The organism is Microbacterium sp. MDV22-iso44, from assembly GCF_058629135.1.
The window spans coordinates 60,979-85,236 of record NZ_JBZVWS010000003.1 but is presented as its reverse complement, the minus strand read 5'-3'; the positions used below and the strand labels follow the sequence as shown (position 1 = coordinate 85,236).

28 protein-coding genes are annotated in these 24,258 nt (G+C 70.4%); 9 read left to right on the top strand and 19 right to left on the bottom strand.

Annotated elements, in window-relative coordinates; translation table 11 throughout:
* Positions 1–203: 203 nt before the first annotated feature.
* Complete coding sequence (locus AC4NN1_RS10645) at positions 204–560, bottom strand: hypothetical protein (protein WP_116227728.1); 357 nt, start codon at positions 558–560, stop codon at positions 204–206.
* The gene (locus tag AC4NN1_RS10640; RefSeq protein ID WP_018187688.1) at positions 557–1,198 is read right to left on the bottom strand and encodes a hypothetical protein; all 642 of its coding nucleotides are present in this window, start codon (positions 1,196–1,198) and stop codon (positions 557–559) included. Before AC4NN1_RS10640 ends, AC4NN1_RS10645 begins: the two co-directional genes overlap by 4 nt.
* A gap of 95 nt (positions 1,199–1,293) precedes the next feature.
* On the opposite strand from AC4NN1_RS10640, the gene AC4NN1_RS10635 reads away from it, so the two are divergent.
* Positions 1,294–2,427, top strand: coding sequence for a PQQ-dependent sugar dehydrogenase (locus tag AC4NN1_RS10635; protein ID WP_491955278.1), 1,134 nt, complete (start codon positions 1,294–1,296; stop codon positions 2,425–2,427).
* Here the strand turns inward: AC4NN1_RS10635 and AC4NN1_RS10630 are convergent.
* From AC4NN1_RS10630 to AC4NN1_RS10615, 4 genes are all read right to left on the bottom strand, one after another.
* Positions 2,402–2,854: a hypothetical protein gene (locus AC4NN1_RS10630; protein WP_491955277.1), complete on the bottom strand. Its 453-nt coding sequence runs from the start codon at positions 2,852–2,854 to the stop codon at positions 2,402–2,404. The genes AC4NN1_RS10635 and AC4NN1_RS10630 overlap by 26 nt on opposite strands.
* A 129-nt stretch (positions 2,855–2,983) precedes the next feature.
* Positions 2,984–3,976: a DUF2332 domain-containing protein gene (locus AC4NN1_RS10625; protein ID WP_491955276.1), complete on the bottom strand. Its 993-nt coding sequence runs from the start codon at positions 3,974–3,976 to the stop codon at positions 2,984–2,986.
* 91 nt (positions 3,977–4,067) lie between these two features.
* The gene (locus AC4NN1_RS10620; RefSeq protein ID WP_020098390.1) at positions 4,068–4,865 is read right to left on the bottom strand and encodes an alpha/beta fold hydrolase; all 798 of its coding nucleotides are present in this window, start codon (positions 4,863–4,865) and stop codon (positions 4,068–4,070) included.
* A gap of 29 nt (positions 4,866–4,894) precedes the next feature.
* Positions 4,895–5,509 carry a MerR family transcriptional regulator gene (locus AC4NN1_RS10615; protein ID WP_491955275.1) on the bottom strand — a complete coding sequence of 205 codons (615 nt, stop codon included), beginning with the start codon at positions 5,507–5,509 and terminating at the stop codon, positions 4,895–4,897.
* 68 nt (positions 5,510–5,577) lie between these two features.
* Here AC4NN1_RS10615 and AC4NN1_RS10610 point away from each other — a divergent pair, with 68 nt between their 5' ends.
* Positions 5,578–6,045, top strand: a complete 468-nt coding sequence (locus tag AC4NN1_RS10610) for a DUF4188 domain-containing protein (protein ID WP_018187694.1) — start codon at positions 5,578–5,580, stop codon at positions 6,043–6,045.
* A gap of 114 nt (positions 6,046–6,159) precedes the next feature.
* Here the strand turns inward: AC4NN1_RS10610 and AC4NN1_RS10605 are convergent, their stop codons facing one another.
* Complete coding sequence (locus AC4NN1_RS10605) at positions 6,160–7,671, bottom strand: MATE family efflux transporter (protein ID WP_491955274.1); 1,512 nt, start codon at positions 7,669–7,671, stop codon at positions 6,160–6,162.
* A gap of 136 nt (positions 7,672–7,807) precedes the next feature.
* Positions 7,808–8,638, bottom strand: a complete 831-nt coding sequence (locus AC4NN1_RS10600) for an aldo/keto reductase (protein WP_020098387.1) — start codon at positions 8,636–8,638, stop codon at positions 7,808–7,810.
* Between the two features lie 128 nt (positions 8,639–8,766).
* On the opposite strand from AC4NN1_RS10600, the gene AC4NN1_RS10595 reads away from it, so the two are divergent.
* The 3 genes from AC4NN1_RS10595 (at position 8,767) to AC4NN1_RS10585 (ending at position 10,628) form a co-directional block, all read left to right on the top strand.
* Positions 8,767–9,012: a hypothetical protein gene (locus AC4NN1_RS10595; RefSeq protein ID WP_311868417.1), complete on the top strand. Its 246-nt coding sequence runs from the start codon at positions 8,767–8,769 to the stop codon at positions 9,010–9,012.
* Entirely contained in the window at positions 9,009–9,947 is a 939-nt protein-coding gene (locus tag AC4NN1_RS10590) for an SRPBCC family protein (protein ID WP_491955273.1), read from the top strand. The genes AC4NN1_RS10595 and AC4NN1_RS10590 overlap by 4 nt, the downstream gene beginning before the upstream one ends.
* A gap of 99 nt (positions 9,948–10,046) precedes the next feature.
* Complete coding sequence (locus AC4NN1_RS10585) at positions 10,047–10,628, top strand: RNA polymerase sigma factor (protein ID WP_491955272.1); 582 nt, start codon at positions 10,047–10,049, stop codon at positions 10,626–10,628.
* A gap of 139 nt (positions 10,629–10,767) precedes the next feature.
* On the opposite strand, the gene AC4NN1_RS10580 is transcribed toward AC4NN1_RS10585, so the two are convergent.
* The 5 genes from AC4NN1_RS10580 to AC4NN1_RS10560 all read right to left on the bottom strand — a co-directional run bounded on the left by AC4NN1_RS10580 (position 10,768) and on the right by AC4NN1_RS10560 (position 15,544).
* Entirely contained in the window at positions 10,768–12,420 is a 1,653-nt protein-coding gene (locus tag AC4NN1_RS10580; RefSeq protein WP_491955271.1) for an FAD-binding dehydrogenase, read from the bottom strand.
* A 52-nt stretch (positions 12,421–12,472) separates the two neighbouring features.
* Positions 12,473–12,730, bottom strand: coding sequence for a hypothetical protein (locus AC4NN1_RS10575; RefSeq protein ID WP_491955270.1), 258 nt, complete (start codon positions 12,728–12,730; stop codon positions 12,473–12,475).
* 128 nt (positions 12,731–12,858) lie between these two features.
* The gene (locus AC4NN1_RS10570; RefSeq protein ID WP_363455546.1) at positions 12,859–13,719 is read right to left on the bottom strand and encodes an SDR family oxidoreductase; all 861 of its coding nucleotides are present in this window, start codon (positions 13,717–13,719) and stop codon (positions 12,859–12,861) included.
* The gene (locus AC4NN1_RS10565) at positions 13,716–14,495 is read right to left on the bottom strand and encodes a thioesterase family protein (protein WP_491955269.1); all 780 of its coding nucleotides are present in this window, start codon (positions 14,493–14,495) and stop codon (positions 13,716–13,718) included. Before AC4NN1_RS10565 ends, AC4NN1_RS10570 begins: the two co-directional genes overlap by 4 nt.
* Before the next feature lie 41 nt (positions 14,496–14,536).
* Positions 14,537–15,544: an SDR family oxidoreductase gene (locus AC4NN1_RS10560; RefSeq protein ID WP_491955268.1), complete on the bottom strand. Its 1,008-nt coding sequence runs from the start codon at positions 15,542–15,544 to the stop codon at positions 14,537–14,539.
* Positions 15,545–15,745: 201 nt separating this feature from the next.
* Between AC4NN1_RS10560 and AC4NN1_RS10555 the strand changes: the two genes are divergently transcribed.
* Complete coding sequence (locus AC4NN1_RS10555; RefSeq protein ID WP_020098378.1) at positions 15,746–15,988, top strand: hypothetical protein; 243 nt, start codon at positions 15,746–15,748, stop codon at positions 15,986–15,988.
* Between the two features lie 3 nt (positions 15,989–15,991).
* Here the strand turns inward: AC4NN1_RS10555 and AC4NN1_RS10550 are convergent, their stop codons facing one another.
* Positions 15,992–16,549, bottom strand: coding sequence for an NUDIX domain-containing protein (locus AC4NN1_RS10550; RefSeq protein WP_491955267.1), 558 nt, complete (start codon positions 16,547–16,549; stop codon positions 15,992–15,994).
* Positions 16,550–16,736: 187 nt separating this feature from the next.
* Here AC4NN1_RS10550 and AC4NN1_RS10545 point away from each other — a divergent pair, with 187 nt between their 5' ends.
* The gene (locus AC4NN1_RS10545) at positions 16,737–18,053 is read left to right on the top strand and encodes an HNH endonuclease signature motif containing protein (RefSeq protein WP_491955266.1); all 1,317 of its coding nucleotides are present in this window, start codon (positions 16,737–16,739) and stop codon (positions 18,051–18,053) included.
* Between the two features lie 59 nt (positions 18,054–18,112).
* On the opposite strand, the gene AC4NN1_RS10540 is transcribed toward AC4NN1_RS10545, so the two are convergent.
* Both AC4NN1_RS10540 and AC4NN1_RS10535 read right to left on the bottom strand, forming a co-directional pair.
* Positions 18,113–19,363, bottom strand: coding sequence for an FAD-binding protein (locus tag AC4NN1_RS10540; protein WP_491955265.1), 1,251 nt, complete (start codon positions 19,361–19,363; stop codon positions 18,113–18,115).
* A 39-nt stretch (positions 19,364–19,402) separates the two neighbouring features.
* Positions 19,403–19,975, bottom strand: a complete 573-nt coding sequence (locus tag AC4NN1_RS10535; protein WP_491955264.1) for a M15 family metallopeptidase — start codon at positions 19,973–19,975, stop codon at positions 19,403–19,405.
* Positions 19,976–20,061: 86 nt separating this feature from the next.
* Here AC4NN1_RS10535 and AC4NN1_RS10530 point away from each other — a divergent pair, with 86 nt between their 5' ends.
* Positions 20,062–20,727: a response regulator transcription factor gene (locus tag AC4NN1_RS10530; protein WP_311858362.1), complete on the top strand. Its 666-nt coding sequence runs from the start codon at positions 20,062–20,064 to the stop codon at positions 20,725–20,727.
* A complete protein-coding gene (locus AC4NN1_RS10525; RefSeq protein ID WP_491955263.1) occupies positions 20,724–21,815 on the top strand; it encodes a sensor histidine kinase in 1,092 nt (363 codons plus the stop codon). Before AC4NN1_RS10530 ends, AC4NN1_RS10525 begins: the two co-directional genes overlap by 4 nt.
* 10 nt (positions 21,816–21,825) lie before the next feature.
* On the opposite strand, the gene AC4NN1_RS10520 is transcribed toward AC4NN1_RS10525, so the two are convergent.
* From AC4NN1_RS10520 to AC4NN1_RS10510, 3 genes are read right to left on the bottom strand one after another with little or no spacing between them, the layout of a single operon-like run.
* Positions 21,826–22,491 (bottom strand): cation diffusion facilitator family transporter, encoded by a 666-nt coding sequence (locus tag AC4NN1_RS10520; RefSeq protein WP_491955262.1) that lies wholly within the window; start codon positions 22,489–22,491, stop codon positions 21,826–21,828.
* The gene (gene cmtR / locus AC4NN1_RS10515) at positions 22,473–22,808 is read right to left on the bottom strand and encodes a Cd(II)/Pb(II)-sensing metalloregulatory transcriptional regulator CmtR (RefSeq protein WP_020098370.1); all 336 of its coding nucleotides are present in this window, start codon (positions 22,806–22,808) and stop codon (positions 22,473–22,475) included. The genes AC4NN1_RS10520 and cmtR overlap by 19 nt, the downstream gene beginning before the upstream one ends.
* Before the next feature lie 34 nt (positions 22,809–22,842).
* Complete coding sequence (locus AC4NN1_RS10510) at positions 22,843–24,216, bottom strand: APC family permease (protein ID WP_020098369.1); 1,374 nt, start codon at positions 24,214–24,216, stop codon at positions 22,843–22,845.
* Between the last annotated feature and the right edge of the window lie 42 nt (positions 24,217–24,258).

The following is a 24,258-nucleotide window of genomic DNA, read 5'->3' as shown; positions in this document are numbered from 1 at the left end:
GAATGGCGGGTTCAGCGCGCACGGGGCCGCACTTTGGCGCGAATGAACGCCGGCCCTACCGTTCAGTCGCGCCGAAAGGCGGGTTCAGCGCGCACGAGGCCGCACTTTGACGCGACTGAACGCGACAACCGAGCCCAGCGGATGCCGCGGCGCCGGCCGCGCGCACCGCGCAGGCCGAACCGCGGCGCAGACCGAAGCCCGGGTCAGTGCCCGGAGGGCGGGGCCGGACGGCGACCCGCGTCGCCCTCACCGGGCGTCGACTCGTCCTCGGCGTCGAGCAGCAGTCCCCGCTCGACCGGCTTGGCCATCTGCGCGGGGTCGACGGCGAGCAGCGACAGCGCCATGATCACGAGCGTCGCGATGAAGGTGATGCCCGTGACGATGCCGGCGACAGCCCACGCACGCAGGTGCTGGTCGACGTCGCTCCCCGGACGCTGATCCTGCAGCACGCCCATCGAGACGAGGGTGACGACACCGGCGAACACCGCCGCCAGCAGGGCGAATCCGAGGAGCTGCACCGGACGCATCAGATCGCGACGGGTGGGGTTCTTCTCGCTCATGCGCGGCCTCCAGCGGCATCCGTGTCGGCCGTCTCGACGGCGGCCGCCGCGTCGGGGCGGGGTGAGAACGCCGCGATTCCCAGGTACACGGCGACGATCGCCGCGTAGCCGCCCAGGACACCCACGCCGATCGTGATGCCGGTGAGGCTGAACGACTGTCGGGCCTGGGCTATGTAGTACTCGAGCAGGTAGTCCCGCTGGACGAACAGCAATGCGACGCCGAGGAGCACGGTGAGGCTGCCGACGAACACCGCCTCGCGCGCGGCGGCGTCGCCGCGACGGCGTCCGAGGATGCCGATGACGAGTTCGGCCGCCCCCGTCACGAGCGCCCAGACGAGGACGGTCGTGAAGAAGCCGTCGACCGTGCGGAGCGCCGGGAACGAGGCGACCATCCCGGCGACGAGGGTCAGTGAGCCGAGGAGCACCGCCTGCCAACGCTCGCCGGCGCGGAAGACGAGCCAGGCCGAGAGCAGGAGGATCAGCGCGGTGGCGATCGCGAACCCGCTGAACACCGACATCCCGACCGGCGCGGAATGGTCGACCGAGAACGTGATCATGATCGCCGCGAGAGCCGCGAAGAGGGCGCGCCCCATCTGCAGGTGGCGCACCTCGAAGGTGCGGGGGGCGACGTCAGACACAGGCGTGGTTCTCACAGACAGGAACGGGATGCCCCCAGTTTAGGTCGTTCACCTGGGTTCGCTCTCCGCGGGGCCCGATGCGGTTGACTGGGCGCATGTCGCCGCGCCGCCGCACCTCCTCGTCCGTCGCCGGGGTCGGTGTCGCCGCCGCCCTGCTGCTCAGCGCGTGCACGCCGGCGGAGGATCCCGACGCCGCATCCCCGACACCCTCCTCGACGCCGAGCGCGAGCCCGCGCCCGACCCCCACCGCGACGCCGACGCCGACGCCCGTACCGGTGACGCCCCGCACCGTCGCGAGCGGGCTCGACGCTCCCTGGTCGATGGCTGTTGTCGGCGACGTCGTGTTCGTCAGCGAGCGGGACACCGCCCGCATCCTCGAGGTATCCCTCGACGGGACCACGCGCGTTGCCGCCACCGTGGAGGGCGTCGTGCACAGCGACGAAGGCGGACTCCTGGGCCTCGCGACCGACGGCGACGCGCTGTACGTCTACTCGACCGCCCGCAGCGGCAACCGCGTCGAGAAGTACCCGCTGACCGGAACTCCCGGCTCGTACGGTCTCGGCGAGCCGGCGGCCGTCATCGACGGGATGCCTGCCGGCACCCACCACAACGGCGGTCGTATCGCGTTCGGTCCCGACGGCATGCTCTACATCGCGAACGGCGACACGAGCGACGAACCGGCCTCGCAGGACCCGGGCTCGCTGGCGGGCAAGATCCTGCGGATCGCCCCGGACGGCGGCATCCCGTCGGACAATCCCGACCCGCAGTCAGCGGTCTACAGCCTCGGACACCGCAACGTGCAGGGCTTCGCGTGGGCCGAGGACGGGACGATGTTCGCGAGCGAATTCGGTCGCAACTACCGCGACGAGATCAACATCATCGAGCCGGGCGGCAACTATGGCTGGCCCTACGTCGAGGGCACCGGCGGCGAGGCGGAAGGGTACATCGATCCCGTCCAGACCTGGCCGACGGATGCCGCCAGCCCCAGCGGCATCGCCATCGTGAACGACACGATCCTCATCGCCAACCTGCGCGGGCGCGTGCTGCGCGCCGTCCCCGTGGCGGACCCGTCGACGTCCACCGAGCTCAGCGCCGACTACGGCCGGCTCCGTGACGTGACCGTCGGCCCGGACGGCACCGTGTTCGTCCTGACGAACAACACCGACGGACGCGGGTCCCCGCGGGAGGGCGACGACCGGATCGTCAGTCTCGCGGTGCCGCGGTCCTGACCATCTCGCGGATGCGCTGCTCGACGGCATCCGTCATCTCGATCACCGCGAACGAGACCGGCCACATGGGACCGTCGTCGAGCTGCGCGGTCTCGTCGAAGCTGACCGTGCCGTAGCGGGTGGTGAACTTGGATGCCGGCTGCCAGAAGACGACGACCTTGCCGTCCTTCGCATAGGCCGGGAAGCCGTAGAACGTCTTCGGGTTGAGGTGCGGCGCCTCCTCGAGGACGATGACGTGCAGTCTCTCGGCGACGATGCGGTCGGTGCCCTCGAGCGCCTCGATGGCGTCGAGGCAGGCCTGGTTCTCCTTCTCGATCTTCGCGAGGCCCCTGAGTCCCTTCATCGCCTTGAGTTCCTCGGCGCGCTGCTTCATCGCGGCCTTCTCGGCGTCGCTGAAGCCGGCGCCGTCACTGGTCTTGCCTGCCATGGTCGATCCTCTCGGTGTCTTCTGCCGATGTTGCCAGGTGCGGGGGTGCGGGGCGAGGGGGTCGGTTCCGGGGACGCGTGGTGTCGCGGGAATGCCGCCGAAGCGGCGCGTGGCGTCCCCGGAGCGCGATCAGAGGCCGCGGTAGCTGCGGCCGTGCGGGTGGGTGAGGGCGACGGGCTCGCCGTCCACGGCGAGGACGAAGCGGTGCCGCTCCCCCGGCGGCACGATGCACTCGAACTCCGGGAACACGCCGAGCCCCTCGTTCGAGAGCCAGACGGCATCCGTGTCGACCATCGTGCGGCGGAAGCGCTCGCGATCCTCGGGACTCAGGTAGGCGAGCACCGCGGTGTGGAAGACCACGAGGGTCGCGTCGGCGGGGGCGGATGCCGCGGCATCCGCGATCAGGTCGTTGAGATCGCCGGCGCGGATCGGTGCGGGATCGGATGCCGCGACCGCCATGGCGGCACGGAGGCGGGCGCGCCGGTCCTCGTGCTCCGGCCACACGAGGGCGTCGAGCCAGGCGAGCGTGTCGGGGTCGGCGGGATCGAGCGGGTTGAGATCGATGCCCCCGCGCCAGACGACCTCGGGCAGGCGCATCGGGGGCGCGGCATCCGAGAGGTCGCAGTCGATCACGACGCCGGACGGTTCCGTCGGGTCGAGCGTCGTGACGGTGCCGTCGGCGGAGGTGTAGCGGTATGCGTAGCGATCGGGATACAGGCAGAGCCCGGCGGAGGCACCGACCTCGAGGAGCGCGAGCGGACCGGGGATGCGCGCGAGTTGCGGCAGGAGCACGGCGCAGCGCGCGGCTTCGTTCGTCTGGGTCGCGTGGGTGAGCGCGATGTCGCGGATGCGCGGCCAGCGCGCGATCGCCGCGCGGCGGGCATCGCGCCACGGAGCGACCGGCACCCCGGCGACGCGCATCGCCGCGAAGACGAGGTTCGCCTGCCGCTTGGCTCGGGGGAGTTCATCGATGAGCGCGAGCATCTCGGCGTCGTCCGCGACTCCGAGGGCCCAGCCTTCGTATGTGTCGGACGAGCCGCGGGCCTCGACGGAGCCGAACGTGCGGTAGTGCTCCGCCGTCGGCGAGTCGGATGCCACGCCCCACGACGAGAGGTCTGTCATGACGCGAGCGTAGTCCGCCGCGAGGTCCCGATTGGGCCGGGTATGCCCCGGCGATTCCCGGCCGGAACGGGACCTCGACGGATGCCGCGCCTTACTCGGCGAGGAACGCCAGCGCGGCCTCGCGGAACGCGCGGGAGCCGGGCGCGTTGAAGTGGTGGCGGTCGGGGATCTCGACGAACCGGCCCTGCGGGGTCGCCGCCGCGAGCGTGCGGGAGCCCTCGATGATGCCGTCCTTCGTCCCCGTCGCGAAGAGCACCGGCTGGGCGGGAGCGTTGCCCGGGTCGGGGTCGACGGTGCCGGTCGCGCGCATGCCGCGGGCGATCGCGAGCAGGGCGCGCAGGTCGTTGCCGGGCACGCGCTCGGTGAGGGTGATGTAGTTCAGGGTCACGGCATCCGTCACCGGCGTGCCCTCATCGACGTACGCCTGAACCTGGTCGAGGTCGAGTCGTCCGAGCGGAACGCCGTCGGGGACGCCGCCGAGGACGACGCGCGGGATGCGGGGCTCCAGGTCGCGGGCGACCTCCCAGCCGACGCGGGCGCCGAGCGAGTACCCGACGTAGAGCGCTTCGTCGACGAGATAGGTGTCGAGCACCGCCTCGACGTCGGTGACCATCGTCCGGAGCGCGTAGGCCCGCGACTCGTGCGGCTTGTCGCTGGCGCCGTGACCGCGCTGGTCGACGGCGAGCACACGGTATCCGGCACGCAGCAGGTCGCGCACCCAGCCCGTGTTGACCCAGTTGTCACGCGCGCTCGAGGCGAACCCGTGCACGAGGAGCACCGTCGGGGCATCCGCCGGTCCCCACTCGTAGGTCGCGATCCGGTACCCGTCGCCGACCATGACGAACTGCGGGTCGGGGGTCTCGGTCAACGCGGGGAAGACGGTGGTCATCCCCCGATTGTGCACCCCCCAGGTTCCCCTCAGGAAACCGCGTCGCCGTACCGGTCGCCCGAGACGAACTCCTCGGCGACGCGACGCAGCGCGAGGAGGAGCGGTTCGACGAGCACCGTCCCCAGCACGACGTACCGAACCGCCGCATCCGTCGATGTCGTCGGGATCGCGTCGATCTCCGCGTCGACTATCCGACGGATGCCGGCGAGGTAGGCGTCCATGGTGGCCTCGGGCACGGTGAAGCCGGCCCGATCGAGGGTGTCGAGGGCACGCGCGACGCCCGCGAGTTGCTGCGGACCGCAGGCGTCGGGGTTCCATCCCCACCGCGAGATCAGCGCTTCGGCCGCCGACAGATCGATGTCTGCGGGGGCCGGCGGCGAGACCGCGGCGTGCGCCATCCCCAGGAGATGGTTCGGGTTGGCGGGCGGATCGTCGAGCGCGGCGATGACCTGTCGCGAGGCGGCGATCCCGACGCCGGAATCGACGAGAGCGCGGATCAGCCGCAGCCTTTCGACGTGTGCAGGGCCGTACACGGCCTGCGTCGCCGAGGTGCGCTCACCTTCGGGGAGCAGCTTCTCGCGCAGGTAGTACTTGATCGTCGCTACCGGGACGCCCGTCTCGGTGGAGAGTTCTGAGATCCGCATCGATTCCCCCTTGACATCGATAGTACCGCTATCCATTCTAGATAGCGACACTATCGAAAGGCGTCGACATGGCCCGCATGACCCACTCGTACGACGGCGAGCTCGTCGTCTTCCACATCGGCATGACGATCAAGAAGTGGTGGCGTCCCGACGTGTGGATGCCGGTCTCCGCCAGCATGCCGAAGATGCTCGGCGAGCTGTTCAGCGACCCCGAGTCGGGCCTGCTCGGTTCGACGATGCTCCTCGGACGCCGCGGGCCGTACCTCGTTCAGTACTGGTCGTCGCTCGAGAAGCTCTACGCCTACGCGTCGGCGCCCGAGCAGGCGCACCGCCCCGCGTGGACGAGCTTCAACCGCAACGCGCGGAAGCACCCGGGCGCGATCGGCGTGTGGCACGAGACCTACCGGGTCGCGGCCGCGGAGTCGATCTACGTCGACACTCCCCCGATGGGCCTGGGGGCCGCGACCGGACTGGTCGAGATCGGCCGCCGCCACGATCGCGCACGGGCGCGTCTGGAGGACGGCGCGACCTCCTGACGCGCAGGCGGCGGCCTGGGGCCCGATCGAGGTCCCGATCGGGCCGGGAATGGCGGGCACGTACCCGTCCGGAGTGGGACCTCGGCGCCGACACCCGCGCGAGGCGCCGCGGGGTCAGCGCTTGCGCGAAAGCCGACGCGGCGCGCGGGGGCGGCGCCGGAGCGCCTGACGCATACGGGACGGATGCTGCGGCAGCGGCACCGGCTGCGTGACGACCGTCTCGACCGTCATGGATCCGTCGACCGGGCCGATGACCGCGATCGGGGTCGTCGGGGTGATCGTCATGGGCGCCATCGGCATGGTCGCGAGCGTCTTGTGCGCGCGGATGTACGACGGGATGAGGATGACGGCGGCCGAGATCCAGGCGAGGGGGTTCGACCACGCGACGCCGATGAAGCCGAACAGCGACCCGAGCAGGATCGCCGCGGCCGCGCGCGCGATGAGCTCCACGACGCCCGTGACCGTCGGGATGACGGCGTTGCCGAGCCCCTGCAGCGCACCGCGCGTGACGAACAGCACGCCGAGGGCCGTGTAGCTCAGGCCGTTGATCACGAGCATCGAGACGGCCAGATGGACGACCTCGTCCGCGCCATCGCCGACGAAGATCCGGACGATGGGACCGCCGAAGGAGATCAGCAGGATGCCGAGGGCCACCGCCGTGCCGAGCGCGATCCACGTCGCCTGCACGACACCCCGGCGGATGCGGTCGGGACGACCGGCGCCGTAGTTCTGCGCGACGTACATCGAGACGGCGAGCGACATGGACTGCAGGAGGGCGACGGCGAGACCGTCGACGCGGGATGCCGCGGTGTAGGCGGCGATCGCCTCGCCGCCGAGCGTGTTGAGCGCGACCTGCACGGTGAGCGCACCGATCGCGATGATCGACGCCTGGAACCCCATGGGGAGGCCGAGGCGCAGGTGCGCGACGATGTCGGCGCGGGTGATGCGCCAGTCCTCGCGGCGCAGGTGCAGTTCGGGGATGCGGCGGCGCACGCACTCGAGGCACAGGAGCACCGACGTCGCCTGCGCGATCACGGTCGCGAGGGCCGCTCCGGCGACGCCCATGCCGAGCCAGGCGATGGCGGCGATGACGAGCACGACGTTCAGGCCGCACGAGACGATGAGGAAGATGAGGGGCGTCCGCGAGTCGCCGATGGCCCGGATGACGGCGGAGAGGAAGTTGAAGAACATCAGCGCACCGGCGCCGAGGAAGCTGATCTGGGTGAACACCGTCGCGTCGGCGAGGAGTTCGCGCGGAGTCTGCAGCGCGACGAGTGCCGGCTCGGCGATGAGGGGGGCGCCGACGGTCAGGAGGATCGTCGTGATGCCGCTGAGGAACGCGCCGGTCGCGACCGACCGGCGGACGCCCGCGGCATCCATCGCTCCGTAGGCCTGCGCGGTCGGGATGGCGAAACCCGAGGTCAGTCCCCACGCGAAGCCGAGCAGGAGGAAGAGCAGACTCCCGGTGGCGCCGACGGCGGCGAGCGCGTCGACGCCGAGCAGCCGACCCACGACGATCGTGTCGGCGAAGTGATACATCTGCTGCACAACGTTGCCGATCATGAGCGGCAGGGTGAACAGGAGGATGACGCGCCAGGGGCGGCCCGTCGTCAAAGAGGTGGCCATGCGGGCTTTCGGGGCTTCGGGGGATTTCGAATCGATTCGAGGACGATCGATTGTACCGAGCCCACCCTGGGAGCCGAAAGGGGGGTCGCACAAGAAAAGGGCGCCGATTCCTCGGCGCCCTCCCCTCGTGGATGGATCAGAAGGTGGCGGTGTCCGGGTCGGCACCGACACGCTGGCCGCGGTCGAGCGCGTTGATACCGGCGACCTCGTCAGCGCTCAGCTCGAAGCCGAACACGTCGAAGTTCGTCGCGATGCGCTCGGGCGTCGAGGACTTGGGGAAGACGATGAGGCCCTCCTGCAGGTGCCAGCGGATGACGACCTGAGCCGGGCTCACACCGTGGGCCTCGGCGGCATCCGCCACGGCCTTCTCGCCGAACAGGTCGTACTTGCCCTGCCCGAGGGGGCCCCACGACTCGGTGTGGATGCCCTTGGGCTCCTGGAACGCGCGGAGCTCGCGCTGCGCGAACGCCGGGTGCAGCTCGATCTGGTTGACGGCTGGCACGGTGTCGGTCTCGTCGAACAGTCGCTCCAGGTGCGGCTGGTGGAAGTTCGAGACGCCGATCGAGCGCGTCAGACCCTCGGACCGGAAGGTCTCGAACTGCTGCCAGGTCTCGACGTAACGGTTCTTGTCGGGACGCGGCCAGTGGATCAGGTACAGGTCGACGTGGTCGAGTCCGAGCTTCTGAAGGCTCGCCTCGATCGCCGGGCGGGGGGTGTCGGTGCCCTGCTCGGAGTTCCACAGCTTCGTGGTGATGAACAGCTCGTCGCGGGGGATGCCGGAGGCCGCGATCGCGCGGCCGACGCCCTCTTCGTTTCCGTAGACAGCTGCGGTGTCGATGTGGCGGTAGCCGGCTTCGAGGGCGACGCTGACGATGCGCTCGGCCTCGGCCGGGTCGACCTGGAAGACGCCGAAGCCCAGCTGGGGGATGGTGTGTCCGTCGTTGAGTGTGATGGTGGGAACGGTCATGGGTGTCACTTTTCCACCGCAGGATGAGCGATCCCTATGCCTTGACGAATCGCCGCGGATGCGGCATCGGTGTCCGTGTCGAGCAACGAAGGTTGACAACTCGTCGCTCTGTCAACCAAGGTTGCTTCATGGACACTCCCAGCGCGATCGAGGTCGCGAGCGACACGACGGACCCCCGCGCGGGACTCCGCGCCGTCGCATCGCTCCGCATCCTCGCCGACACTCTCGAACTCCGGCAGGTCGAGGCCGCCCTGCGCGCCGGCCTGTCGTGGCAGGGCATCGCCGATGCGCTCGGCGTCACCCGCCAGGCCGTGCACAAGAAGTATGCGAAGCGGATCGATCCGACCATCGAGGTCCCCCGGAGGAGAGCATGAGCAAGATGACCACGGCGTTGGGGAACGCGCATCGCCTCACGCGCTACGCGATGGAAGAGGCATCCCGCACCGGTCGCACCGAACTCGGCGTCGAGCACCTGTTCCTCGCCCTCACCCTCGACGAGGCGGATGCCGGTCAGGTCCTGCGAGCGGCGGGGGCGACGATCACGACCGTCCGTGAGGCCGTCGCCGCGGAGGAAGCCGCACACCTCGCCGCGCTCGGCGCAGCGGGGGCTGCCCTCTCGCCCGGCCCCATCGCGGTCGGACCCTCGGCCGGATGGGCGTGGTCTCCGGTGGCCGAGCGGGTGCTGACCTCACCGGGAGACGGGACGAGCTCCGGCATCCTGCGCCGACTCCTCGACGAGCCGAGCGGTGCGATCGAGGCCCTGCTGCGCCGACTGGGCCTGACGGCGGACGATCTGCGTGCGCGACTCGATGCCGCCGGCGCGCTGCCGCCGGCGACGACGGTGCGGCGGCGGCATCCGCTCGCCCGGTCTGCCGCGTCGTTCGTCGCCGCACCCGTCCACGAGACCTGGGCGCTCGTGTCGGACCCCGAGCGACTGCCGGAGTGGGAGGAGTCGGTCGGGCATGTGAGCGAGGCACCCGACGGCGGATGGGCCGGAGCGCCTCGCGACGACGTCGAAGCGAAGCCGGCGTTCCGTCGCCTGTCCATCTCGCGGACGATGGATGCCGAGGCGCTCCTCGTGACCTGGACGTTCCGCTACCCCGACGCACCGAAGGCGAACGCGCGACGCATCGGCCTGCGTCTGGAACCCGCCGCCGGTGGGACGACGGTGCACATCGACTACTCCTGGGAGCGCACCTACTCCCGTCGACGGAGCGCGTTCGGCTGGGTGATGGCACCGCTCTACCGCGTGGTCCTCGCGATGCAGGTGGCGCGCCTGATGGCGACGCTCGGGGCAGCGGTGCGCTGACGACACGTGAAGCGATTCACATGAATGGAATCTCCTAGCACTCTCCCGACCGGGCGGCAAGCGCTCGTTGCGGGGGTCGCGGAAGCGCACCATTCAGTCATGTCCGAAACACCCGCGTCCGCGACGGATGCCGCGCTGGCGCGACTCATCGCCCGGTCGGCATCCGGCGACGTCGCCTCTTTCACGCGTCTCTACGACGCGACATCCGCGGCGGCGTTCGCCGTCGCCGTGCGCGTGACCGATGACCGACATCTCGCCGAGCAGGTGCTGCAGAGCGCCTTCGTGTCGGTGTGGAACGAGGCGCGACGGTACTCGACGCGCCGGACGTCCCCGCGCACCTGGATCCTGGCCATCGTCCACCGGCACGCCGTCGAGAGCCTGCGCGACGCGCGGCCCGCCGGCGCCGAGGCGCACACCCCGGATCGCACCGCGGCCAGTCACCGGGCACTTCGAAAGCTCCCCGACGAGCAGGAACAGGTCGTCTCGCTCTCCTACTTCGGCGGCCACAGCCAGCCCGAGATCGCCGAGATGACGGGCACTCCCCTGGCCACGGTGAAAGCACGCACCCGCAGCGCGCTCGACCAGCTTCGCGAGGCGGCGCGCCCCCTCGCCGAGTCGATCGTGCTCCCTTTGACCGGCTCCACCCCGATCCAGCCGCCGCAGACCGGCGCCGTCGCCTAGGACGCCGCTCGCCTGTCACAGAGTGCGGCTCCGCGCGGCGTGTTGCGACAGGGGAACGATCGGGCGAGGCCAGGACGCCGCTCGCCTGTCACGAAGTGCGGCTCCGCGCGGCGTGTTGCGACAGGGGAACGCGCTCGGATCAGACGGCGGCGGCCATCGCGCGGCCGGCGGCGCGTCCCGAGAAGATGCAGCCGCCGAGGAAGGTGCCCTCGAGCGCACGGTACCCGTGCACGCCGCCCCCGCCGAAGCCGCTCGCCTCGCCCGCGGCGTACAGGCCCGGGATCGGCTCACCCGAAGCGGCGAGCGCACGGCCGGACAGGTCGGTCTCGATGCCGCCGAGGCTCTTCCGCGTGATGACGTGCAGCTTCACCGCGATGAGCGGTCCGTTCTTCGGGTCGGCGATCGGGCCCGGTGTCGCGACGCGCAGCAGTTTGTCGCCGCGGTAGCGCCGCGCCTGCCGGACGGCGGTGACCTGCGCGTCCTTCGTGAACGGATTCGTCATCTCGCGGTCGCGGGCCTCGAGTTCGAGGCGCACGCGATCGATGTCGAGCAGAGCGGATGCCGCCCGCATCCGCTCGAGCAACTGCGGAACCGTGTCGGCGACGATGAAGTCCGCGCCGCGCTCCTTGAACGCCTCGACGGGTGCCGTCGCCCGGTCACCCTTCAGCCGCTGCGCGAGGAGTCGCACGTCCTTCCCGGTGAGGTCGGGGTTCTGCTCGCTGCCCGACAGCGCGAACTCCTTCTTCAGGATCGCCTGGTTGAGCACGAACCAGCTGTGGTCGTGGCCTCCACGCACGATGTGTTCGAGCGTGCCGATCGTGTCGAAGCCCGGGAACAGGGGGGTGGGCAGGCGGTGACCGGTGGCATCCAGCCACAGCGACGAGGGACCCGGCAGGATGCGGATGCCGTGGCTCGGCCACACCGGGCTGTGGTTCTGGATGCCCTCGACGTAGTGCCACATGCGGTCGCCGTTGATGAGGTGGGCTCCGGCGGTCTCGGCGACCCCCAGCATCCGTCCGTCGACGTGCGCGGGAACGCCGGAGAGCATCGTCTCGGGCGCACGCCCCATGCGGGCGGGCCACTGCGCGCGGACCAGGTCGTGGTTGCCGCCGATGCCGCCGCTCGAGACGAGCACCGCGCCGGCGCGGAACGAGAACTCGCCCGTCTCGTCGCGGTTGCTCGGGGCGCCGCGCTCAGCGGTGTCGGGGGCGAGGACCGCGCCGCTCACGCCGACGACCGCGCCGCCCTCGACCTCGAGCCGGTCGACCCGGTGCCGGAAGGCGATGCGGGCGCGACCGGTTGCGACACCCGCGAGCACGCGGCGGACGAAGGGTTCGAGGACGCCGGGCCCGGTGCCCCACGTGATGTGGAACCGCGGCACGGAGTTCCCGTGCGCGGTCGCCCGGTCGCCGCCGCGCTCGGCCCATCCCACGACGGGGAAGAAGCGGATGCCGCGCTCCCGCAGCCATGCCCGTTTCTCACCGGCGGCGAACTCGAGGTACGCCTCGGCCCACGCGCGCGGCCAGCGGTCCTCGGGCCGGTCGAAGCCGGCGGAGCCGAACCAGTCCTGCCGGGCGAGCTCGAGCGAGTCCTTCACCCCGAGGCGCCGCTGCTCGGGCGAATCGACGAGGAACAGGCCGCCGAACGACCACCACGCCTGCCCGCCGAAGCTCGCCTCGGGCTCCTGCTCGACGATGAGGACACGCTTGCCGGCGTCGAGGAGCTCGGAGGCGGCGATCAGCCCCGCGAGTCCCGCTCCGACGACGATCGCGTCCGCGGCATCCGTTGTCATGCGTGCGTCTCCTCCGCAGCACCCATCGTCGGTGACGGGTGCTGAAGAGACTCTAAGCCGCCGGGTCGCCGCGGCGACGGACCGCGATGACGGCGGTCACCAGCACGATGGCGACGACGGCGATGAGCCAGGGCCACACGTCCATGCGGAAACCCGCGAACGTCGTCGTGTACGACTCGCAGAACGACTGCCCCGGGACGATCGAGTCCGCGCAGCGTCCGACGCCGATGACCGGGGCGAGGACGATCGTCGCGAGGATCAGCGCGACGACACCCCACAGCACCGCGCGCCCCGGCGACCCCGCTCTCATGGGCCGATCCCACCACATCGGCCGTGCTCGCACCAGGTCTCGGTGACGAATGCACGACCCGAGGTGCGGGTGATGCCTGCGCCGCCTGGCGAGGCGACTCCTGCACCAGGCGTCGTGCGGATGTCGCCTTACAGGCTGAAGCCGCCGTCGCTGGTGAGCACCTGCCCGACGATCCAGGCGCCCTCGGTGGTCGACAGCCAGCCGATGAGCGCGGCGGGATCGGTCGGAACGCCGACCCGGCCGAACGGCGTCGATCCGAGCCACTCCTCGAGCGCGGAGGTGTCGCGGTCGGCGGTGTCGGGGTCCATGTAGCCCGTGTTGACGGGGCCCGGGTTGACGGTGTTCAGGACGATCCCGAGTTCGAGCAGTTCCGCCGCGACCGTGCGGGTGATGCCTGCGAGCGCCGCCTTGCTCGTCGCGTACGCGACCTCGCCGCGCATCGCGCCGTGGCCCTGCCCCGAGGTCATCCAGAACACGCGACCGGTCGGCTCGGCGTACGGTTTCGCGCCCTCGATCGCGTCGCCCGGGCGCCGCTGACCCGACTGCGGCGGCGCCAGACGGCGGGCGAACTCGGCGGTGAGCAGCAGCGTCGAGCGGGTGTTCGTCTCCCAGAACGCGTCGAGCCGGTCGGCGGTCATGTCGAGGATGCTGCCGTCGTCGCCGCTCTTGGCGTGGTTGCACACGAGGATGTCGAGGCGCCCGGTGAGCGCGGATGCGGCGTCGATGAGACCGGGGACCGTATCCGCATCCGTCAGATCCGCCTCGACGTCGCCGAAGCTCGCGTCGCCGACGAGGGAAGAGCGGATGCCGCCGCGCACCGCATCGAGGTCGTCCCCGCCCCACGGCTGATCGAGGTCGTGCGGCCGCCAGTGCTGCACGAAGACGCTCGCGCCGAGCTCGGCGAGGCGGGAGGCGACCGCGAAGCCAATGCCGCGACGGCGCGAGACGCCCGTGACGAGGGCGTTCTTTCCTGCGAGGGGGAGGGTCATCGGTGCGGCCTCACGGTGAGGGATTGGACGACGGAGCCGACGACACCGCGTTCGTCGTGGAGGACCGTATGGGTCATACCGAGGCCGGTCGCGCCGAAGGAGACCGTGGTGTCGAAACCGATCCAGCCGTCCTCGGGCTGCCGCACGAGGTGCAGGGTGAGGTCGAGGTTCGGGAAGGCGACGTCGCGGGGGTCGGCGCGTGGGGTGACACCGTTGGCGATGTCGATGAGCGAGACGAGGCGCGCGGTCGTCGATACGGCCTCGCCCTCGAGGAGCGGCACGGCGGGGAGGATCCACGTCCACGCGCGACCGGGGGCCTCCTGCCGGCGGCGCACCTCCCCCACCGTGGCGATGAACTCACCGGGCCAGGCCGACGAGGGGTCTACGCGCTCGATCGCGTCGCGCGGCGGCATCGCGGGGTGCGCGGATCCGGCGAGCGCGTCGGTGTCGCGCGTGTGCATCAGCCAGGCGCGTGCGCTCAGGGCCGGCCGGCCCGCGTGCGCGAGGGTCGCTTCGACGAGCTCGATGCTCCGCCCCGGGCGCAGCACCCTGCAGGTCACCTCGACCTCGTCGATCGGGATCACCCCGAGGATGTCCACCGACAGCCGCGAGAGCTGCATCGGCTGCGGGCTGCGCGCCGCGTGATCGGCCTCGATCGCGTGGGCGAGCAGGCCGATCGGCGGGGCGACGTGCTGCTCGGTGACGTTCCAGGCTCCGCCGGTGAATGTCGTCGGCTGGAACCTGGTGACGTCGGTTCGTTCGAAATAGGCGGGCACGAGTAGGGATGCTACCCGGGGCCTGCGCGGCCCGGGAGGACTCAGCGCCGCAGCAGCTTCACGACCCCGGCGAGTGCTGCGACGACGGCGACGGATGCCGCGGAGTACAGCTCGGGCCGGTGCCGCAGCGCGCGGGTCTGGATGCTCTCGCCGCGCGCCCGGTCGTCGAATGCGCCGTGGGCTCCGTGATCGCCGGGAACCGGTTCGTACAGGTTCGGCGGTGTCGTCGACGAGCCCTTGTCGTCGGCGAACTGGCCCTCCCAGGCGTTCTTGGCGAGGTACCAGTCCATGAAACGGCCCGCGACGCGGGTGCCGAGGACGAGTCCGACGGTCGACTCCCCCACCCAGGTGCGGCGGCGGGGCTTGTCGGCGACGTCGCCGACGGCGCGCGCTCCGACCTCGGGCTGATAGATCGGCGGGACCGGCTGCGGGTGCTTCGAGAAGGGCGACTTCACCCAGCCGAACTGGGTCGTGTTCAGCGCGGGCATGTCGACGATCGAGACGGCGACGGCGCTGTTCTCGTGGGTCAGTTCCGAGACGACCGAGTCGGTGAACCCGTGGACGGCGTGCTTCGAGCCGCAGTAGGCCGCCTGGAGCGGGATGCCGCGGTGGGCGAGAGCCGACCCGATCTGGATGATGTGCCCGCGGTCGCGCACACGCATCCGTCGGAGCGCGGAACGGGTGCCGTTGACCGTGCCGAGGTAGGTGACCTGCGTCGCCCGCTCGTAGTCCTCGGGGGTGGTGTCGAGGAAGGGGGCGATCGATCCCGTCATGACGTTGTTGACCCACAGGTCGATCTCACCGAGCTCCGCTTCGACCTCGGATGCGGCGGCGTCGAGCGCGGCGTGGTCGGCGACGTCTACCGAGATGCCGTGGGCGCGGCGTCCCTTCGCACGGACCTCGGCGGTGGCGGCATCCACCCCGTCACGGCCGCGGGCGAGGACGGCGACATCCCAGCCGCGGTCGGCGAGCTCGCGGACGATCGAGCGGCCGAGTCCTGCACTGCCGCCGGTGACGACGGCGACGCCTCGGGATGTGGTGCTGCTCACGGCGACTCCTCCTGCGGGAGCCCGACCGGGCAGATCCACCCGAGGAGTCGAGCTTCGACCGCTTCGGCCATCCTTCGGCCTGGGCCGGGTACGAGGTATGCGGTTGCCAGGGGTGCGGCGATGGGGTACGGAGCGCAAGCGCATCGTGCGCAGGAGCGCAACCCCGGATTGCGGTGTCCGCCGGCGGGCTACCGTCCCGGCATGAAGAGCTCAGAGATCCGATGGAACGACGAAGCACGCGGCAAGATCCTCGACGACGCCGACCGCGTCCTACGGGAGGCCGTCGTGGACCTCGCGGGGTCGGGCGCGATGACCTCGGACGAGGCCTTCGCGGCATTGACCGGCACGCTGAAGGACAAGTTCATCGATTGGGAGCCGGGTCCGGACCTGCGCACCTACGCCGACGCCATCGCGAACGGCGACGTCGAGACGGACGAGGCCTGACGCTCAGCCGACGAGCGGCGCGGCGACCGGGTAGTCGGCCATCGCAACGGGTTCCCAGGCGTCGAGGATCTCATCGAGGATGAACCGTCCGGCCTCGCGCCACATCTCCACGATGTCCTCGTCGGGGATGCGGCCGAGTTCGCTGCGCGTGACCAAGCGGATGTCCGTGGACTCACCGGCATCCGGAGCGCCCACCGGCTCCTCGTCGGTGACGAGGGCGTAGAGCAGATCAGTGTGGAAGTGTGCCGGTTCGGCGGAGGTGCAGGCGGTGGACGACATGACGGGGACCGGGTGGGCCGCAGCATCCGTCACCTGCCTCATCCGGACGCGCGGCTGCAGGACGCGCACCTGCGACGGCTGGTAGCCGGATTCCTCGACGAGCTCGCGCAACACCGCGGCCCACGGCGTCTCGTCGCGCTCGATGTGTCCGCCGAACATCATGAGCTTCTGCGCCTTGAGGTGCAGGTGGTAGGTCAGGCGCGCTTCCGGGCCGTCGGTGCGGACGATGAAGAAGCTGACCGTCGCGTCGTGGTCGCCGGGTCGGGTGCGGAGGTGGGGCATCGGTCCTCTGGGAGCGCTTGTGGGGTGGTTTCAGGATGCCGCAAAGGCAGGGGTCTGCGTCGACGAGGTGCTCGGTACCGCGACGCTTCCGAGGATGAACGATCTCTCATCTGCAAGGTGTCGCCGGAGCGCGGATTCCGGCGGTTTTCGGGGTCTCGATGTCGGAGGTTGGTGCAAGAGTGCAGGTATGACGGAAGCGATGGAAACCCCCGGTGGCGAGGCGTATCTCGCGGCCATCGCGGGGATCGTTGCGGACGTCGAGGACGTTGAGCGGCGGATGGCCGCCGTGCAGATCGCGCAGCTCCGTACGCTCACTGCCGCGGGCCGGTTGGCGGAGGAGCAGGGCGCGCACTTGAACGCGAGAGTGACCCTGCACGACATGGTGCTGCGGTCCATCTCGGCCGAAGTCGCCGGGGCGATGCGGACCACCGACCGCACCGTGCAGCGTCGGATCGGCGAAGCCCGGGTGACGATCGAAGGATTCCCCGCGGCGGTAGCCGCGTGGGAGGCCGGCCGGATCGTGCAGGGGCATGTGAGGGCGATCGTCGACGCTGGGGTGAACCTGCCGGCTGAGTTGTGGGCGGAGTTCGAGACCATAGCGATCGAACGGTGCGAAGGTGAGACGCCGAACCGGGTGCGAGGTGAGCTGGAAATCCTCGCGCACCGGATGCACCCGCGATCGTTCGCGGAAAGGCATGAAGAGGCCGCGGCGGGGCGGTGCGTGCGGGTGATCCCGGGGCGGGATGGGATGTCGGATCTGATCGCGACTCTCCCGACCGTGATTGCGGAGGGGATCCACGCTCGGCTCACGCAGCAGGCGCGGGCGATCGTCGACACGAGAGACGAACGCGCCGCGAACTCGGAGGTCGTCGCGACCGACGCGCGCTCGACCGATCAGGTCCGCGCGGACGTGTTCGCGGACCTGCTCCTCGCGGGAACCCCGGCGTTGGATGACACGCGCGACACGACCGCCGGGCCGCTGGGCGCGATCCGCGCCCGCGTGCAAGTGCTCGTCCCTGCGGCGACACTCACCGGAGCGGACGACGGTCCGTGCGATCTTGCCGGCCGCTCGCCCATCGACCCGGCCACCGCCCGCCTTCTCGCCGGTGCGACGCACACATGGGAGCGTCTGTTCCACGACCCCACCACCGGAGTCACCGTCTCAACCGACTCCTACCGCGTGCCCTCCGGCATGCGCAGGTTCCTGCAAGCCCGCGACCAGCACTGCCGGTTTCCGGGATGCCGGGTCGCCGCGATCCGGTGTGAGGTCGACCACACGCACGACCACGCCCTCGGCGGCAAGACGGAACTTTCCAACCTGGCCCACTTGTGCCAACGGCATCATTCGATGAAGCAGTTCACCGCGTGGCGGGTCCGACAACTGAAGGGTGGAGTCCTCGAATGGACCTCACCCCTCGGCAGGATCTACCGCGAAGACGCACCCACCCCGGCCGTCGCCTTCACACCTGCCACCACACACCCCGGAGACCCGGCACCCTTTTGACTGACGCCGATCCGTGCGGTCGCGAGCAGCGCCCCGCACGCAGGAGCGCCCCGCCCGCCCTACAGTCCGACCGCGCGGAGGTAGTCGTTCACGAACGCACCGCGAGGGTCCAGCGCCCGCTGCAGCTGGACGAACTCCGCCCACCGCGGGTACAGCTCCGCGGGATCGCGCGGGGTGAAGACCTTGCCCCAGTGCGGCCGCGCACCGAAGGGGGCCAGCGCGGCCTCGAGCTCGGGCAGCACCTCGGCCACCCCGGCCTCGTCGTCGGTCCAGGTGAAGTGGAACGCGACCGAGTCTCGGCCCGAGCTGGGCGAGAGCCACAGGTCGTCGCCGGCGATCGTGCGCACCTCGCACACCTGAAGGACGGGCTTCAGCCGATCCTTCAGCTCTCGCACCGCGTCGAACGCGGCCACCGCGTCGGCGAACGGCAACAGGAACTCCGACTGCAGCTCCTCGCCGTTCGACGGCGTGAACTCCAGCTTGAAGTGCGGCAGGCGGTCGAGCCAGCGCCCCGCCTTCCCGCCCTGCACGGTGCACGACGCGGCAGAGACACCGGGGAGCGGATGCCGGGCGCCCGACGCCTCGCGATCGCGCAGCGCCGCGGGGATCGGGGTCGCCGCGGCATCCGTCCGCTCCTTGCGCCACACCTGGTCGACGTACATGTCCTCTCGGAACGTCGTGAAGAACGAGACGCTGTACGCCGAACCGGCGATGACGTCGAAGTTCTTGCGGACCGCTTCGAGCGGCACATTCTCGTAGACCGTCTGCGCGACCTCGTACGACGGCTCGATCGCGAGTTCGACGGTCGTCACGATCCCGAGTGCGCCGAGACCGACGACGGCCCCCGCGAGCGCGTCGTCGCGTTCGGTCAGCTGAACCAGCTCGCCTGTCGAAGTGACCAGCTCGAGACCCGTCACCGCCGCGGCGAGCGAGTGGTTGCCCACGCCCGACCCGTGCGTGCCCGTGCTGACGGCGCCGGCGACCGAGATGTGCGGCAGCGACGCCAGGTTCGCGAGCGCCCACCCCTGCCGGTCGAGCTCCTGCGCCAGCTCTCCGTAGCGAACGCCGCCTCCGACGCGCACCCGCTTCTGCGCGGCATCCACTCGGATTGGAAGGTCGAGCTCGGCCGTCGACACCAGCGTCCCCGCCGTATCGGCGATGCGCGTGAACGAGTGACGCGAGCCCAGCGCCTTCACCGAATCGGATGCGGCGACCACCTCGCGCAGTTCGTCGACCGTCCGCGGCGCGACGAACCGCTCAGCCGAGTAGCGGATGTTCCGGGACCAGTTCTCGCCTGCGCCGTCGCTCATGCGAGCCAGCCTACGGCTGCGCGCGCGACCCGGATCGGATCATCCCGCCATCCGCGGATCCTCGGTCGGATCGAGGTACTGGTCCGGGCATCCGACCATCGGCGCATCGGGGCGGAGCTCGAAGTGCCAGGGTTCGTTGACGTACGTCCGGCACAGGCCGAACTCGGCCCCGTGAAGATCGAGCCAGTAGGCGCCGTCGAACGGGCCCACGTCCACGGCGTCGCCCGACACGTGCGCCGACGTCTCGGGAGTCGCCACCCAGCGCGACGCCTCGTCGAGCGACCCGTACGTCGAGACGGCGTCGCGCAGCAGACGTTCCTGCATCTCCGGCGAGCGCCACCCGCTGTTGATCCGGAGCGTGATGTCCTCGCCCGCCGCCCGGTCGGATGCCGCGGTCAGGGCCGCGCGCAGGTCGCCGTCGAGCCGGGCGACGGCAGGGACGTCCGTGTCGTAGACGGTCGTGTCGTCGGGGACCTCTCCCTGGTCGATCGGCGAGAGGACGGGACGGATGCCGGGGCTTCCGCCCGACCCCGCGGCGGCGCATCCCGCCGTCCCGACGACGACGGCGGCCAGGACGAACACGAGCGGAGCAAGAAGGGCCGTGGATCTCATGCCCCCATCCCACGGGTCGCGGTGTTGCGAGGGCGTACGCGGAAATCGATACGCCGACGATACGGCCGGCTTCGTACGATCGACACGTGCGTGTGCTGATCGTCGAGGACGAACCCCTGATGGCGGAAGCCATCCGCGACGGTCTGCGCCTCGAGGCGATCGCGGCCGACATCGCCGGCGACGGTGACACGGCGCTCGAGCTCCTCGCCGTGGGCTCGTATGACATCGCGATCCTCGACCGCGACATCCCGGGGCCGTCCGGAGATGAGGTCGCCCGCTCGATCGTCGACTCCGGCAGCGGGATGCCGATCCTGATGCTGACGGCCGCGGACCGCCTCGACGACAAGGAGTCCGGGTTCGAGCTCGGAGCCGACGACTACCTCACCAAACCGTTCGAGCTTCGTGAGCTCGTCCTCCGTCTGCGCGCCCTCGACCGGCGCCGCGCGTCGGTTCGGCCCCCTGTTCGGGAGTACGGCGGACTCCGGGTCGACCCGTTCCGCCGCGAGGTGTACCGGGACGGTCGTTACGTCGCGCTCACACGCAAGCAGTTCGCCGTCCTCGACGTTCTCGTCGCGGCCGAGGGCGGGGTCGTGAGCGCGGAGTCCCTGCTCGAGCAGGCCTGGGACGCGAACGCCGACCCCTTCACCAACGCCGTGCGCATCACCGTGTCGGCGCTCCGCAAACGACTGGGCGAGCCGTGGCTGATCGTGACCGAGCCGGGCGTCGGGTATCGCATCGAGGCGTCCGCGTGACGCGGCCGCCTGGACTCAGCGCCCGCATCAAGCTCACCCTGAGCTACGTCGTGCTCGCCCTCGTCGCGGGCGCGCTCATCCTCACCATCGTGTGGCTGTTCCTGCTTCGCTACGTTCCCGACGAGCCGTTGTTCACCGGCACCGGTTTCGCCCCGAGTCAGCGCGACCTGCTTCGCGCGTTCGCACCACCTGCCGGAGCGGCGATGATCGCCTTGCTGGTCACCGGTGCCGTCGGCGGTTGGTTCCTCGCTGGGCGGATGCTCGCGCCGCTGCGCCTGCTGACGCAGGCGACGCGACGAGCCGACGCCGGGGACCTGTCGACACGTGTCCGGATGACGGGTCGGCGAGACGAGTTCCGCGAGCTCGCGGACTCCTTCGACGGGATGCTGCAGCGCATCGAATCGCAGGTCGAAGAGCAACGACGGTTCGCGACCAACGCGTCCCACGAGCTGCGCACTCCACTCGCGATCATGCGGACTCTGCTCGACGTCGCCCGGTCGGACCCCGATCGTGACGTCGATGATCTCCTCGACCGCCTCACCGCAGTCAACGAGCGCGGCGTCGAACTGGTCGAGGGGCTGCTGCTCCTCGGGCGTGCGGACCGGGGCGGGTTCCCCCAGGCATCCGTCGACATGTCTCTGCTCGCGGAGGACGCCGTCGAAACCCTGCTGCCTCTCGCCGAGGCCCGCGGCGTCGAGTTGGTCGTCCACGGCGATGAGACGATCGTGTCCGGATCAGCCGGCCTGCTCGGACAGGTTGTGCTGAACCTCCTGCAGAACGCTCTGATCCACGGCGATGCGGCTGAACCCGTGACGGTCTCGACTCACTGCGATAACGGTGCCGCGGTCCTGATCGTCGAGAACGGCGGCGCGAGACTCGACCCGGCCGCGGTCGCCACGCTCGCCGAACCGTTCCAGCGCGGCACAGCCCGCATCCGCCGGTCCGATCAGGAGCGGAACGGGCTCGGATTGGCGATCGTCAGCGCGATCGTCGGAGCTCACGGGGGCGAGCTGACACTCGCGGCGCGGTCGACGGGGGGACTGCGCGCAACCGTGCGAGTGCCCGCAGGCGTCCGACCGTCGAGCTGACGAGACCGGATCAGTGGTTGTGCTCGTCCTCCAGCAGCATCCCCACCGACGTCGCGCACGCGTCACCGCGCCACGCCTCGACGCCCTCGCGCACCGCGAACACCGCGATGATCAGGCCGGCGACGGCATCCGCCCACCACCAGCCGAATGCGGCGTTGACCAGGAGCCCGACGAGGACCGCAGCCGAGAGATAGGTGCAGATGAGGGTCTGTCGAGAATCGGCCACCGCCGTCGCCGAGCCCAGTTCCCTGCCGGCACGACGCTCGGCGAGCGAGAGGAACGGCATGACGATCACACTCACCGCCGTGAGCACGATCCCGATCGGAGAGGTCTCGGGTTCGCTGCGAAGGACCAGCGCCGTCACCGACGACACGGTGACGTAAGTCGCGAGAGCGAAGAAAGCGACCGCGATAACCCGCAGAGTCCCCCGTTCCCAGCGCTCCGGGTCGCGCCGCGTGAACTGCCACGCCACCGCCGCCGCCGACAGCACCTCGATGGTCGAGTCGAGCCCGAAACCGATCAGCGCGGCGGACGAGGCGATCGTCCCGGCCGTCACCGCGACCACGGCCTCGATGAGGTTGTACGCGATCGTTGCGGCGACGATCCAGCGGATGCGGCGGCGCAGCAGCTCTCTCCGGGGCGCCTCAGCGAGAGCCGTCACCCGCAGCACCGGCATCCGTCGATCGCGCACTCTTCGCCGGCGTCGACCGCCACGACAGCGTCGAGCAGCTGTGCGAGCCCGGCGGTCAGATGCGGGTCGGCGATCTCATATCTCGTGCGCCGGCCCTCGGGCGTCGCCACGACGAGTCCGCAGCCACGCAGGCACGCGAGGTGGTTCGAGACGTTGGTCCGCGTCAGCTCGAGGTCGCGGGCGAGGTCAGCGGGGTAGCCGGGTCGCTCCAGGAGTGACAGCAGGATGCGGGACCGCGACGGGTCGGCCATCGCGCGCCCCAGGCGATTCATGACGTCGAGACGAGACGAAAGGGTCAGCACACGCTGACTATACAGCGCGTGCTGACCCTTTCAGTCACCGACCGCCCACCGTGGGGATGGCACCCGTCCGCTCGGCGATCTTGCGGTCGCCGCGACGGCGTCCGGCGCGCGCGAAGAAGAACAGCACGGCGCCGACCACGACGTACACCGCGGTGCCGAGCCAGACCGGACCCTCCTGCTGGGTGAGCAGCACGATCGACGCGATGATCGCGAGGATCGGCACGATGCGCGGGACGGAGAAGTGCGAGTGCTCGACCTTGTCCTTCTTCAGCACCAGGACACTGACGTTCGCCGAGATGAAGACCAGCAGAAGCAGCAGCACCGTCGTGTTCGCGAGCGTCCCGATGTCGCCGATCACGCTGAGCAGCATCGTGACACCGGCGACCACGATGATCGAGACCCACGGCGTCTGACGCTTCGGAAGGACCTTGCCGAACGCGTGGGGTAGCAGGCCCGACTCGGCAAGGCCGTACCCGACGCGGCTCGCCATGACCATGAACAGCAGCGCGCCGTTCGCGATCGCGATGAGCGCGATGACGCTGAACAGCCACGGCGGCAGGGCCGCGCCGCTCGCCTTCACGACCTCGAGCAGAGGAGCCGACGACGCCCCGAGGACGTTCGGGTCGACCACGATGACAGCGCCCACGGCGATGAGCAGGTACACGACGGCAGCCGTGAGGATCGCACCGAACAGAGCCCGCGGGTAGGACCGGGTCGGGTTCTTGACCTCTTCAGCCATGTTGGCCGCGGCCTCGAACCCGAGGAACGAGAAGAACGCGACGATGGATGCCGCGAACGCACCCTGCAGCGGAGCCACATCGGGCGCGAACTCGAAGATGCGCGAGGGCTCGCCTCCACCGCTGCCGAAGACGATCCCGGCGATGACGATGATGATGATGAGGCCGGTGACCTCGATCATCGACGCGACCATGTTCGCGGCGAGGGACTCCTTCACGCCGCGCAGGTTGATCAGCGTCAGCACGACGATGAAACCGAGGGCGACGGGGATCGGCGGGAGGTTGAACAGCGCCGCGAAGTAGTCGCCCGCGAACGCGTTCGCGAGGGCCGCCGCGGTCGTGATGCCGGACGCCATCATGAGGAAGCCGATGAGGAACGACAGGAACGGGCGACCGAACGCCTTGTCGACGTAGCGCGCCGCACCGCCCGCGTGGGGGTACTTCGTGATGAGCTCCGCGTAGGTGCCCGCCGTCAGGAGGGCGACGACGAGTGCGATGAGCAGGGGCAGCCAGATGACGCCGCCGACGTCCTTCGACATCGTTCCGACGAGTGTGTAGATGCCCGCGCCGAGGGTGTCGCCCACGATGAAGGCGAAGAGCAGCCAGGTGCCGACAGCACGCTTCAGACCGGGCTTTTCCTGAGCAGGTGGAGCCGAGGTGTCGTTTGTCATCGCACCACTTCAACCAACATGCGCCTGCGATGCAACCCCTTC